This window comes from Falsiruegeria litorea R37 (genome assembly GCF_900172225.1).
Lineage (GTDB): Bacteria > Pseudomonadota > Alphaproteobacteria > Rhodobacterales > Rhodobacteraceae > Falsiruegeria > Falsiruegeria litorea.
In genome coordinates this window covers 753,873-767,011 of record NZ_FWFO01000001.1, presented here as the reverse complement: position 1 = coordinate 767,011, position 13,139 = coordinate 753,873, and the positions used below count along the sequence as shown (strand labels likewise).

At 60.9% G+C, this 13,139-nt stretch carries 11 protein-coding genes; 8 read left to right on the top strand and 3 right to left on the bottom strand.

Annotation, left to right across the window (positions count from 1 at the left end):
- Positions 1–209: 209 nt before the first annotated feature.
- Both TRL7639_RS03870 and TRL7639_RS03865 read right to left on the bottom strand, forming a co-directional pair.
- Complete coding sequence (locus tag TRL7639_RS03870; RefSeq protein ID WP_110647097.1) at positions 210–1,442, bottom strand: dipeptidase; 1,233 nt, start codon at positions 1,440–1,442, stop codon at positions 210–212.
- A gap of 90 nt (positions 1,443–1,532) precedes the next feature.
- Entirely contained in the window at positions 1,533–2,345 is an 813-nt protein-coding gene (locus TRL7639_RS03865; protein WP_085794460.1) for an SDR family NAD(P)-dependent oxidoreductase, read from the bottom strand.
- Between the two features lie 122 nt (positions 2,346–2,467).
- On the opposite strand from TRL7639_RS03865, the gene pcaD reads away from it, so the two are divergent.
- The 8 genes from pcaD (at position 2,468) to TRL7639_RS03825 (ending at position 9,813) form a co-directional block, all read left to right on the top strand.
- Positions 2,468–3,256 carry a 3-oxoadipate enol-lactonase gene (gene pcaD / locus TRL7639_RS03860; RefSeq protein WP_085794459.1) on the top strand — a complete coding sequence of 263 codons (789 nt, stop codon included), beginning with the start codon at positions 2,468–2,470 and terminating at the stop codon, positions 3,254–3,256.
- 2 nt (positions 3,257–3,258) lie between these two features.
- Positions 3,259–3,972 carry an alpha/beta fold hydrolase gene (locus tag TRL7639_RS03855; protein WP_085794458.1) on the top strand — a complete coding sequence of 238 codons (714 nt, stop codon included), beginning with the start codon at positions 3,259–3,261 and terminating at the stop codon, positions 3,970–3,972.
- The gene (locus TRL7639_RS03850; RefSeq protein WP_085794457.1) at positions 3,972–5,309 is read left to right on the top strand and encodes a class-II fumarase/aspartase family protein; all 1,338 of its coding nucleotides are present in this window, start codon (positions 3,972–3,974) and stop codon (positions 5,307–5,309) included. The genes TRL7639_RS03855 and TRL7639_RS03850 overlap by 1 nt, the downstream gene beginning before the upstream one ends.
- Before the next feature lie 67 nt (positions 5,310–5,376).
- Positions 5,377–6,576 carry a TCR/Tet family MFS transporter gene (locus TRL7639_RS03845; protein ID WP_085794456.1) on the top strand — a complete coding sequence of 400 codons (1,200 nt, stop codon included), beginning with the start codon at positions 5,377–5,379 and terminating at the stop codon, positions 6,574–6,576.
- A gap of 82 nt (positions 6,577–6,658) precedes the next feature.
- Positions 6,659–7,750 (top strand): Zn-dependent alcohol dehydrogenase, encoded by a 1,092-nt coding sequence (locus TRL7639_RS03840; protein ID WP_085794455.1) that lies wholly within the window; start codon positions 6,659–6,661, stop codon positions 7,748–7,750.
- A 55-nt stretch (positions 7,751–7,805) separates the two neighbouring features.
- A complete protein-coding gene (locus TRL7639_RS03835; protein WP_085794454.1) occupies positions 7,806–8,174 on the top strand; it encodes a hypothetical protein in 369 nt (122 codons plus the stop codon).
- Positions 8,175–8,176: 2 nt separating this feature from the next.
- Positions 8,177–9,409: a mandelate racemase/muconate lactonizing enzyme family protein gene (locus TRL7639_RS03830; RefSeq protein ID WP_085794453.1), complete on the top strand. Its 1,233-nt coding sequence runs from the start codon at positions 8,177–8,179 to the stop codon at positions 9,407–9,409.
- A gap of 104 nt (positions 9,410–9,513) precedes the next feature.
- Positions 9,514–9,813 (top strand): ArsR/SmtB family transcription factor, encoded by a 300-nt coding sequence (locus TRL7639_RS03825; protein WP_085796244.1) that lies wholly within the window; start codon positions 9,514–9,516, stop codon positions 9,811–9,813.
- A gap of 309 nt (positions 9,814–10,122) precedes the next feature.
- On the opposite strand, the gene TRL7639_RS03820 is transcribed toward TRL7639_RS03825, so the two are convergent.
- Positions 10,123–13,119 carry an ABC transporter transmembrane domain-containing protein gene (locus TRL7639_RS03820; protein WP_085794452.1) on the bottom strand — a complete coding sequence of 999 codons (2,997 nt, stop codon included), beginning with the start codon at positions 13,117–13,119 and terminating at the stop codon, positions 10,123–10,125.
- Between the last annotated feature and the right edge of the window lie 20 nt (positions 13,120–13,139).

Below are 13,139 nucleotides of genomic sequence, written 5' to 3'. Positions count from 1 at the left end.
TCAGCGAGCGGCCTTGGGCCGGGCGCCTCGCCTACCGGCTCGGCGCGGTTCCGCGTGAGGCGAAGGGTTCATGCTGCTTCCATCTGGTGCGGCGCAGTGCCAACCGCCGAGCGAAGCGAGGCCCGGCCCAACGGGAGGAGGGCATCTTTGATGCACGAACGACGGGCGGGAGCGCCCCCGTTTCCTTGCGTTATTGTCTCGTTGGTTCCTTACCGTGAATGGAACTGATCCCGGAACTCTTGCCGCAGGCGCAGGCGTTCGGGATATTCCTGCAGGAACTGCTCGGGTGGTTTGCCCTCCCACACCTGCGCATAGACGCGCATCTTGTTGCCGCCATAGATCTTGGCCAGATCCTCGTTTGAATAGCCGCGCGCCCACAGGTCATCAGTGATTGCCGCCAATATCTTGGCCAGTTCTCCGTTGCCTGTCGCGCCCTTGTTGAAGGCTTCGATCATATATCCGCCATCGTCATACATCGCCGCGTTGGCGGTCGCAAAATCCACCACCAACTTGGTCGAGAACATGTCATCCGTGGCAATGCCCACGTGATCAACGCCGACCAGCTGCACGTAGTAATCGATCATGTCCGCCGCCTGCGCCGGCGAGATGTCATCGGGCCAGATGCCGTCCATCATCCATTCGGTAAAGGTCGGCGAGATATAGCCCCCCGACTTGGCCGCCCGCAGCGCCTCATCATCCGGAATGGCGCGATAGCAGCCGCGCGGTGTGGCCCCCGGCTCGCCCTTGTAAAGGCCCGCCGGAACCGAGTGGGTATAGACATAGGGCACACCAGGATAGGTCATATCCATGTAATCCATGGCATCGTTGGCGGTCTTTGATCCGGTGTGACTTAGATCCAGCAGGATGCCAAATCGGACCATCTCGTCGATCACCGACCTGCCCCACGGGGTCAAACCGATGTCGTTTCCGTTATAAGCTGCAAGCTGCCCTGAACCGGTGCGAAAAATGTCATTGTAGGCCAGGATCATGCTCTTGATCCCCATATCCTTGAGCAGCGCCATCTTTTTCAAATCGCCGTTCAGGATGGTGGCCGTCTGGCTGTTCCAGATCACCGCTGTCTTGCCCTGGGCATGGGCGGCTTCAATATCGCGGGTCTGATTGACCACCAGATAATTCTGAGGCTGCTCAGCCATCGCAGCACGGAAATGATAATGCTGTTCCAGCAGCGTCTCAAACGACATGTCCGCAGCGGCGAGGGTCATTTCATGCCCGGTGATCCCATTGTCCCGGGCGCGTTGAAAGTAGTCGTGAACTTGCGAGTATTCGGTCCAGCCGGTGCCATAGGGGCTGGCCAACATGCCCAGAACAATGGTGTCCTGCACGAACAGTTTTGCCTTGTCGGATGCCTCCCACGTCTTGCTTTCCTCGCTGGCCTGCCCTGCGGTGGCCAAGCCCAGCAGAACGGCCCCTAGTGCAATCATCCGTTTCACGTCGGTCTCTCCCCTGTCGCGTCACCCATCATGATATGCGCAATATGCAATATGTCACGCAAAGACTGATCAAAACTGCTGTCAGATACCGAAAGGTACGCCCCCAGTCACAGGCAGGTTGATGCCAGTGACATAGCGCCCTGCAGGGCCGACCAGATAGGCCACGGCTTCGGCCACATCTTCGGGGGAACCTGCATCGCGCAGCGCCACGTCCGAATAGCGGCGGCGCTTAATCTCGTCCAACGACACGCCCTTCTCATGTGACAAGCGCGCGTTGGCCGCCATGTGCATGTCCGTGGCAATGTAGCCAGAACACACGGTGTTACAGAGGATCCCATCGGGGCCAAACTCGGCGGCCAGGGTTTTGCTCAGACCAACCAACCCGTGTTTCATTGCCGTATAGGCGCCAAACCCGGCCTCGGCGCCCAAGGAGCCGGTCGAGCCGATGTTGATGATCCGCCCGCTCCCCTTGGCCTGCATGTCTGGGATCACCGCTTGGGCCAGTTGCATCGGTCCCAGCAGGTTGACCGCAAAGCTGGCTTGCCACTGCGCAGGCGTCGTGGACAGGAAATTGTCGGACCCCGCCAGAGAGCCTGCATTGTTGACCAATACATCCACAGGGCCGAATTTGGCCCGGGTTTCGTCAAGACAGACGGCGATCTGTTCGGGGTCGGTGACATCCATCTTCAAGGCCAGCCCACCGATCTGCGCGGCAAGGTCTTGCAGCAGACCAAGGTGCGGGCGCACCTGCCCATCTACCTCAAGGGCGCCATCAATGTCGGTGACAACAACCCGGGCACCATCCTGCGCCAGACGCTTGGCAATGGCCCGACCAATCCCGCGCGGTGCCGACGCCCCGGTGATCAGCACCACCTGACCTGCAAGTGAAATCACGGCTCTCTCCTTTTACACTTTAGCGTCACGATAGAAATCTGCATCAGTCAGAGCAATCGCCCCCTTGGTTTGCCGGTAGGCACCCCCTAGGGTACGCCAGAGCCAAGCATGGGAGAGGGCATATGCAAATCGCGGATTTGGGTGACGTTCGACTACATTATCGCATTGACGGCGACCCGGACGGCGCACCTGTGGTGTTTTCCAACTCGCTGGGTACCGACATGCGTCTTTGGGACCCGATCCTGCCGCTGCTGCCCAAAGGGTTGAAATTCATCCGGTATGACAAGCGCGGTCACGGACTGTCCTCAACACCTGCGGGGCCATACACGATGGGCAGTCTGGTGCGCGATGTGGAACGCCTGATGGATATGCTCGAGATCAAGGACAGCCTGTTTGTGGGCCTTTCGATCGGGGGCATGACGGCACAGGGGCTGGCGGTCAAACGGCTGGATCTGGTGCGCGCGATGGTATTGTCGAACACCGGCGCCAAGATCGGCACGCCCGAGATCTGGGACCAGCGCATCGCGGCCGTCAAAAAAGACGGGATCGAGGCGCTGGCCGACGGGGTGATGGAGCGGTGGTTCTCGAAAGCGTTCCGCGCCACATCCGAGCTCGAGTTGTGGCGCAACATGCTGGTGCGCACCCCGGCCGAAGGATACTGGGGTTGTTCAGCGGCGATCTCGGGCACGGATTTCTATACGCCCACCAGCGGCCTGCGCCTGCCCACCTTGGGCATTGCAGGGTCCGAAGACGGCTCGACCCCGCCTGATCTGATGCGCGAGACCACCGACCTGATCCCCGGCTCGCAGTTTCACCTGATCCGCAAAGCAGGTCACCTGCCCTGCGTCGAACAGCCCGAGGAGTATGCGCGCGTGTTGACGCAGTTCATCCACGACACCGGGCATCTTTGACCATGGCCGAATTCCTGCTGGTGCACGGGTCGTGCCACGGCGCGTGGTGCTGGCGCGACTTGATCCCAGCGCTAGAGTCTCAGGGGCATGTGGTGCAGGCCATCGACCTACCTGGCATGGGCGAGGATCAAACGCCGCTGGCGCAGATCACGCTGGACGATTGCCGCAGTGCCGTGCTGGCGGCGTCCACACCCGACACTTTGATCGTGGGACATTCGTGGGGCGGTTACCCCATCAGCGCAGCGGCAGAAGCCGATCCCAACGCCATGCGCGGGTTGATTTACCTCTGCGCCTATTTCCCGGTGGATGGTCTGTCGATGGTTGACCGCCGCAAAGGCGCGCCGCGCCAACCCCTGGCCGAAGCCGTGGTGAAATCCGACGATGGCGTATCCTACACGATCCAACCCGACCGCGTGTCAGATCTCTTTTATCACGACTGCCCGCCAGATGCAGTGGCCTATGCAATGGCGCATCTGCTGCCACAACCCATTGCTCCACAAGACACTCCGCTGCCAACAAGTGCAGCTTTTGACGGCGTTCCCAAATCCTATATCCGCTGCGCGGACGATCGGACCATTCCGCCCGAGTATCAAACCCAGATGACCCGCGACTGGCCCCCGGACCATGTCCACGTTATGGAATGCTCACATTCGCCGTTTTTCTCTGACCCGCAGGGGCTGGCGGCGCTCTTGACCCGGATCGAAAGGCAATTCTGATGGCGGCTAGCGTCTTTGACAGCGCGCTCTTTTCCAAACTGTTTCCCACCGGCGAGGTGGGGCGTCTGTTCACCGACACCGCCGAATTGCGCGCCATGCTGCTGGTCGAGGGGATGTTGGCCAAGGTACAGGGCGAACAGGGGATCATCCCCGAAGACAGTGCCGCCGCCATCAGCCGCGCCGCGATGGAGGTGCAGCTCGACCCCGGTGCATTGGCGCCCGCCACCGGTCAAAACGGCGTCAGCGTACCCGCCCTTGTCGCGGCCTTCCGGGCCGAGATGCAGGCACCGGAACACGCGCAATATGCCCATTGGGGCGCGACCTCGCAGGATATCATCGACACCGGGTTGATGCTGCGTCTGCGGCAGGCTTTGGGTTTGATCGAAAATGACCTGCGGGCGCTGTTGGACCGGCTGGCGCAGATGGCCGACGCGCACGCCAAAACACCCATGGCTGCGCGCACCTATGGTCAGCACGCGACGCCCACCTCTTTTGGGGCTGTTGTCGCCTCTTGGGGCGAGCCGCTGTTGGGCCTGCTCACAGAACTGCCCGAGCTGCGCAGATCTTGCTTGCTGGTATCTTTGTCGGGCGCGGCTGGGACCTCCTCGGCGCTTGGACCGCAGGCGGTTGAGACGCGGGCAAAGCTGGCCAACTTGCTGAACCTGACAGACCCCGAACGGTCGTGGCACACCGACCGCACGCCCGTTCTGCGCATCGCCGAGTGGCTCGGCCGCGTAGGCCTTGCCCTTGGCAAATTGGGTGAGGATGTCACCGACCTGGTGCAAAGCGGCATCTCCGAGATCACCTTGGGCGGTGGTGGGTCGTCATCGACCATGCCGCAAAAGCAGAACCCGGTGGCGCCTTCGGTGCTGGTGGCGCTGTCTCGTCAGACAGCCGGGTTGATGCCTGTGCTGCAGGGTGCTGCTGTGCATCGCCATCAACGCGATGGAGCCGCCTGGTTCACCGAGTGGATGTGCCTGCCACAGATCGTTCTGGGCGCGGCGTCCGCAGCGCAACAGGGCGTGGCTTTGTGCCAATTCCTGGCTCCGAACCCTGCGAAGATGCTTAGGGCGCTGGATGAATCTCTGGACCTGATCCATGCCGAAGCATTGAGCTTTGCCCTGACCGAGCACCTGCCCCGTCCCGAGGCGCAGGCCGCCACCAAGGCGCTGTGCAAGGATGCGATGGAAACCGATACCCCCCTGCGCGAGGTCGTGGCGCGCGATTGGCCACAACTGAACACGCAGATGTTGTTCGAACCCACAAACCAGATGGGACAAGCGCCCGAAGCCGCTCGCGCCTTTGCCGAGCGGGTGCGTGCCGCAGCGACACAATAAAGCTCACCTTTTCATCGCGCCCAGGGCGACCTAGGTTGCGCACCAAGCTATCAACCGGAGCAACCCCGTGCGCCTGCCCATCGTTTTCATCCTGATCACCGTCATGATCGACGCTATGGGCATCGGTTTGATCATGCCGATCATGCCTGACCTGATCGTCGAGGTGCAGGGTGGCACACTGGCCGAAGCAGCGCTTTGGGGCGGTGTGCTGAGCACCGTCTTTGCGGTGATGCAGTTCCTGTTCAGCCCAGTCATCGGCAACCTGTCCGACAGCGTCGGACGGCGGCCTGTGCTGCTGGTGTCGCTGTTTGTGATGGCACTGGATTACCTGGTGATGGCCGTTGCGGGCACCATGTGGCTCTTGCTGATCGGGCGCATCGTGGGCGGTATCACCGCGGCCACCCATGCCACCGCCGGAGCTTACATAGCTGACATATCCGAGCCGCACAAAAAGGCTGCCAACTTTGGGCTGTTGGGTGCGGCCTTTGGCATGGGTTTTGTTTTGGGACCGTTGATCGGTGGCCTGTTGGGTGAACTTGGCACGCGCGCGCCTTTTTACGCCGCCGCAATCCTGGCAGGCATGAACTTCGTCCTGGGCTGGTTCGTGATGAATGAAACGGTCACTGACAAAACCCGACGTGCGTTCAATTGGCGTCGGGCCAACCCCTTTGGCGCGTTCAAGGCGATGGCCGAAATCCCCGGCATCGCCCGGTTACTGTTGGTCTATTTTCTCTATTCTGTCGCCATTTATGTCTATCCGGCGATCTGGTCCTATTACACACAAGCCCGGTTCGATTGGGGCCCGCAAATGATCGGGCTGTCATTGGGGATCTTTGGTATCATGATGGCCATCGTGCAAGGTGGTTTGATCCGGGTCGCGCTGAAATACCTGGGAGAGCGGCGCACTGTGGTTGCAGGCAAACTGCTGGATCTTGTCAGCTTTGGGTTCCTGGCCTTCATCACCAGCGGAACCTTGGCCCTGTTCCTGACCCCGATCTCGGCCCTCGGGGCGGTGGTATCCCCCGCCCTGCAGGGGATCATGTCCAAGTCAGTCGGCGATGATCAGCAAGGCGAACTTCAAGGCGTCATGACCGCCGTCCACGCCTTGTCGATGATCGTCTCTCCGCTCATGATGGCAAGCGTCTTTGCCCACTATACCCGAGAAGGGGCAAGCGTTTATCTGCCCGGTGCGCCCTTCCTGGTGGCAATGGTCCTGTTGCTGCTTGGGTTGGTCGTATTTTTGCGCACCCGCCTTTCCGTGACGTAATACCGACGCCCCTTTGCCGGTTTCCGGCTTGCAGGTGCGATGCCCGCAGGCCACGGTTGTCCCAAGCAAGGGAGAGGATTTCATGCAAACCATCAAAGCGGCCGTCTGCCGCGAGTTCAACGCTCCATTGGTGATCGAAGATGTGCAGCTTGCCGATCCCGGCATGGGCGAGGTCGAGGTCACGCTGGATGCGGTCGCCATCTGCCATTCCGACATCACCTTCGCCAGTGGCGCCTGGGGCGGGCATCTACCTGCCGTCTATGGGCACGAGGCCGCAGGTGTGATCACCAAGGTTGGGACCGCGGTTAGCAAGTTCAAAGAGGGCGAGTCGGTCGTTGTAACCCTGATCCGGGCCTGCGGCTCGTGCCCGTCCTGTGCAGGTGGCAAACCCACCATTTGCGAGACGCCACACAATACGGTCAAGGGCCCGCTGCGCACCGCAGATGGCGGCCCGCTGGATCAGGCGATGGCCTGCGGGGCCTTTGCCGAAAAGGTTGTCGTCGACCACTCTCAAATCGTGAAAATCCCCGAAACCATGGCCAAGGACGTCGCCAGTTTGCTGTCCTGTGGCGTGATTACCGGCGTCGGCGCTGCCGTGAACGCGGCACAGATGCGCCCAGGCCAGGATGTTGTTGTCATCGGCGCAGGCGGTGTCGGCCTGAATGCCATCCAAGGCGCGCGGATTGCCGGTGCGCGCCGGATCGTCGCCGTAGACATGACCGAGGAAAAGCTGGAGATCGCCAAGGAGTTTGGCGCCACTCACGGTGTTCTGGCCACGCTCGATGCGCCGTGGAAGGCCGCCTATAAGGCCCTTGGAGGGCGCGGCGCGGATGTGGTTCTGATCACGGTAGGCGCTATTCCTGCCTATGATCAGGCCCCTCGCTATCTGGGCCGTGGCGGCAAAGCTGTGATGATCGGGATGCCCCATTCTGGCGCGCAAGCAAGCTATGAACCCGTCATCCTCGCTGCCATCGGTCAGGGGCTGGTGGGCTCGAAAATGGGCGATGTGGTCATCCAACGCGACATTCCCTGGATGATCGACCTTTATGAACAAGGCCGCCTGAAACTGGACGAGCTGATCTCGGGCCGCTGGTCTTTGGACCAGATCAACGAAGCGATTGCCGACACCAAGACCGGCAGCGCCAAGCGCAACGTCATCATCTTTGATCGATAACGGATGCGGGCGGGGTTTGTCCCTGCCCCTCCTCCTTTTGGAGCCAATACCGCCCGTGCTCAACTTTCTCACCGATCTGTTCAAGCCCCAGACCGCAAAAGCGCCGCCGATCACATCCGAGACGTCGATGAACTTTGACGCACAGGACGTGCAGCCCTTTTTGATCGGTTTGATGAACAACCCCCGCTTTGGCCTTCCCCCCGAATTGCCCAGCCTGATATCCGAAGCCCTGCCGGGGATTGCGGTCGACAGCAGGCAGCGCTGGAAGATCGACGCGGATTTTGACGGCGCCAGGGTCACGATCGAGATCGAAGCCTTTATGGACGATATCGACGCGCCGGATCTGTACTTCTTTTCCAGTCAACCCGTGATCGATGAGATCGAACGGGAGTTGAACGCCTTTGCCGAACTGATGGAGCGTTAGCCATGAAACTGCAGGACCTAGACATCATCGTCACCGCCCCACCAGCGCCAGGCTGGGGGGGGCGCTATTGGATCCTGGTCAAGCTTACCACGGACACGGGGCTCACCGGTTGGGGTGAATGCTATGCCTCCTCGGTTGGGCCAGAGGCCATGAAACCCGTAATCCGCGATGTGTTTTCCCGGCACATGGCCGGTGAAAACCCCGAAAACATTGAGTTGATGTTCCGCCGTGCCTATTCCAGCGGCTTTACACAGCGCCCCGATCTGACCGTGATGGGGGCATTCTCGGGGCTGGAAATCGCCTGTTGGGATATCCTGGGCAAGGACCGCGACCGCCCCGTGCATGCTTTGCTGGGTGGGCGGATGAACGATCGCATCCGAGCCTACACCTACCTCTACCCGTTGCCGCACCACGATCTGAACGAGTTCTGGACTTCGCCCGAATTGGCCGCTGAAAGCGCCGCTGAAATGGTGCGCCAGGGCTATACCGCCATCAAATTCGACCCGGCAGGGCCTTATACAATGCGCGGCGGGCACATGCCTGCAATGACCGACATTTCGCTGTCGGTGGCATTCTGCAAAGCCATCCGGGGCGCTGTGGGCGACAAGGCCGACCTGCTGTTTGGCACCCATGGGCAGTTCAACACCGCTGGTGCGATCCGGCTAGGTCAGGCGTTGGAGCCTTATTCGCCGCTCTGGTTTGAGGAGCCGACCCCCCCCGACAACATCGAGGACATGGCGCGGGTGGCGCGCAACGTGCGCATCCCGGTGGCCACCGGCGAGCGGATGACCACCAAGTCCGAATTTGCTGCCGCTCTGCGCACAGGCGCGGCCGAAATCCTGCAGCCTGCTCTTGGCCGCGCAGGAGGCATCTGGGAGATGAAAAAGGTCGCGGCCATCGCCGAGGTCTTCAACGCCCAGATGGCCCCACATCTTTATGCGGGACCGGTGGAATGGGCCGCCAACATCCAGCTGGCAGCCTCGATCCCCAACATCCTGCTGGCCGAGAGCATCGAAACGCCCTTTCACGACGCGTTGATCAAGGGCTCGATCCGGGTCGAGGACGGGTTTATCACGCCGCCCAACACGTCCGGTCTGGGCATCACGGTGGATGAAGACCTGGCCCGCACGCACCCCTATTCTGACGACGGCCTGCACCTGCAGATGCAAGAAGCTCCCTGCGATTACAAAGGCGGCAACGCCTTTCAGGGCGGCGCGCCTGCCAAGGAGGGGTGACATCTTGCGGGCTGTTGGGGCATTATACGTCCACGATTTTGCAGGAACCAGTGACCGTGACGCTTCAGCCCTCTGCCCCTCTCTCGCCCGACACCCCCGACAGCATGGCCGCCAGCGCCAGCCAGGCGGCGGCTTACCTCAAGACCCTGGCGCACGAGGGGCGGCTGATGATCCTGTGCCACCTGGGCACAGGCGAACGTTCAGTGGGCGAACTGGAAGAGTTGTTGCAGATGCGGCAGGCTGCTGTCAGCCAGATGCTGGCGCGGCTGCGGGATGAGGGGCTGGTAACAACCAGACGCGACGGGAAGACGATCTATTATTCGCTGCTGGACCACAAGACAGAGCAGGTTATCGGCCTGCTTCACAGCTTGTTTTGCGCCCAGGATCAAACCCGAGACACCTGACAACGGCAGAACTCGCAGAATGGGCGGGCTCCCGCGCCCGCGCAGATTTCGGCTGCGCCGAAATCGCTGGCGGCCTTGGGCCCGGCGCCTCGCCTATCGGCCCGGCGTGGTAGCGCCTGCGGCAGGCGTTGTGCGCAACAGCACCCTCACGAGAGCGGGGAATTCTGCCATGAAAGGTCAGTAACCAGGCACCACCCGCCGAGCGCAGCGAGGCTCGGCCCAACGGGAGGAGGTGTTTCGTCAGAAACATCGACGACGGGCGGGAGTGCTTTGAATTCTAGAACTGTGCTGGCTATCAACACCTAGACGTCAGTTGGAAACATAACCCGCAACCACCTGCAACAGCTTGAACGCAGTTGCGGCGTCATTTTCGACCACCGCCAGGAATTCCTCTTCGCCGATGCGCAAACAGGTGATGTCGGTTTCCGCCACCATGGACAGCGCGCGGGGCACCTTGCGGATCAGGCCCAATTCACCAACCAAAGTCCCGGCCCCCACCTTGGCAATGAGTTGGTCCTCGGCATCGTCCTGAGGCAGATAGAGCCCCGCCTCGCCATCGATCATCATATAGGCGCCGTCAGTGGGTTCATCGTCCTTCAGAAACACCACATCACCCGCCTTGGCATCATACCAGCGCGCCCCAAAGGCCAAGAGCCGCAGCTGACGCCGGTCGAGGCCAGAAAACAATGGCGTTTGCTCAAGCGCCCGCAGTTTGCGCGCCAAATCGGCCGAGGCGACGCTGTCCTCTTCGGCCTCGGTCTGTGCCTCTTCGCTGACGATCCGGCCCTGTTGAATTTCAAGAAAGACGTCGAAAACACCCGGCGACTGGAATTGATCGTTCAGGTAGATCACGGTCGTATCCGGCAACAACGCCCGCAGGTTCCGGTAAACCGCCACTTGCGTGTCCATGTCATAGCTATCCAGTGCCTTGTCCAGGATCAGAACATCCGGCTTTTTGATCGTCGCGCGGGTAAAGGCCAGCGGCTCGGCAAATACTGCCGGCAGGTTGGTGCCCCCCAAGGACACCGGCACATCATAGATCAGCTCGATCACCTGCGCCTGTGCGCCATGGGCAGCCAAAGTGTCCGCGATCAGTTTGCGCAGTTCGTCCGATTTGGCGCCGCCGACCTCGCTGACTTTGCCAAAAAGCGCATTTTCCAGAACCGTCAACCCTGGTGCGTAACTGTCCGGAGAAAGCGGTGTGAACACCCCATCCAGCGAGCGCAACAGCTCGGCCGAATGCCCCCGTCGAATTTCCAGGATACGCGCCTTGAGCTCGTCCGAGAACGCAGGCCCGATCTGATCGGCCGAAATTCGGAACGGCACAGCCAGAAGGTTTGCCAGTTCGGTGTCTTCCAGAGCGGCCGCCCCATCGGTGCGCGTCTTTTCGACCAGTTCCACAGCGGTTTCATAGGTCTTTACCTCAAGCCCAAGCTTGCGGAAAAGCGGGTGATCGGTACCGTCCAACCCAAAGATTTGGCGCAGCATGTCGATCACGTCCTGGGTCAGGCTGACCAATGTCTCATCCACATGCAAAGACCGCAAAAGCGCCAGGAACTCGGCCTGCGAAGCGATCATATCTTGCGAGAACGCCACCCTTGGCGTCGCAAAAAGCAGGTTCTCGGCCACGGGCAAGGCCGGGTTGTAAGCATCGGGATCAAACAAATAAGCCTGCGGCTCGAGCCCGGCGTCCTGCATTGCCTGCTGCACCACCGGGCGCAGCTCGATCAGGCGGCTTGCCAGTTCCGGGTGGTCCGCTTCGTCGAACTTCTGTTCAGCACCACGCCGGAACAGCGCCGCGCCCGAGCCCATCCCCTCGACCAAACGCAACCACCAAGCCCGCAAAGCTGCCTCATCCTCGAGCCCCGCCAGTTTCGGATCGAGCCATTCTGCATCGAACGGGTCGTCGCTGTTGCCCGCGCGCTTGGCCTCGCGATAGGCCATGCCGTTGGTGCTGTCGCTCTGGGGCTGATGCCGCATCGGCATCATCACGTTGTCGCCAATGCTGCCCTGAAACATCACCGGCCGCGAGGTGGCGTGACCAATCCGCGCTGCGATCACGGCCTGATGCAATTCGGGCAGGGTGTTGTCCGCGATCCGAACCGTGCCACTGGAGGGCATGATCTCACGCGTGAGCAATTCGGCCAGGGCGCGCCGGTCCTCTTCGCTGGGAGCAGCGATGCCGATGATACCACCGCCGGGCAGCGTAGCGGTCAAATCGTCCAGCACCAGATTGCCATCCGCGTCCCGAACCGAGACATGATCCAGCTCGATGTCCCCATCCAGGTTGGGACGGCTTTCAGGTTCGCCTTCAAACAGCTTCTCGTCGACCATTCCGGGCGGGGCGAAGCGGTCCAGGATCACTTCCCATCGGATCGACATGTCCTGGGTCTGGTTGTAATAGGTCAGCAGTTCTTTCCACGGGCTGCTGAGATCCTTGTAGGCTGCCAGCGCCGCCACCAAAGCCCCCAGGGACACGGCGCCCTGCAGAACCAGATAGCCACCAATCGAGAAAAAGAAGAACGGCGTCAGCTGCGAGATGAAGTTGTTGAGGAACTTCATGAAGAATTTCTTCTGGTAGATCTCGAAACGGATGTCGAACAGGCGCCCTAACTGATCCGTGATCGCGGCCCGACGATAGCGCCAGCCGCCATTTGCACGAAGCGTCGAGGCACCCGCCGCGCTTTCCCCGATCTGGGCCGCCAGAACGCGCACTTCTTGGATACGTTTCTTGTTCAGTAGGTTGATCTGCTTTTGCAGTTTGGGGATCAGCCAGGCCTGCAACGGGATCAGGGCGACAGCGGCCAGCCCAAACCAGAAGCTTTGCAAAAACAGGAACGACAGGATGGTGATCATTTGCCCGGCCTGCAGCACCGGCTGGCTGATGGCGTCGCCCATCAGACCGCCCATAGGTTCGCTTTCGGCGGTGACCATCGACACCATCTCGCCCTGGCTGACGCGTTCGAAATAAGGCTGTGGAAAGCGCATGATCCGCGCGATCAGCTGATAGCGGAAGCGGCGCAACATCCGTTCGCTGAGCACACCCTTCATCGTGTTGATGCGCATTTTCATCAGCCCGTGGGCCAACACCGACAGCAGAAAGGCGAAACACAGGATGCCCAGGAACGTGACCTGATCAAAGGTATAACCCCAGACGTCGATGGTGGAACTGGCAGCACCGATGGCGTCGTTGATGATCCGCTTGGGCAACTCCAGAGTCAGGTAAAGCAACGGGAAAAGCGTGGTCGTCACCGCCAGCAAAATCAGCTGGTCGCGCTTTGAATACTTCCAGATAAAGCTAAAGATTGAACGTTCTATGGGACTAT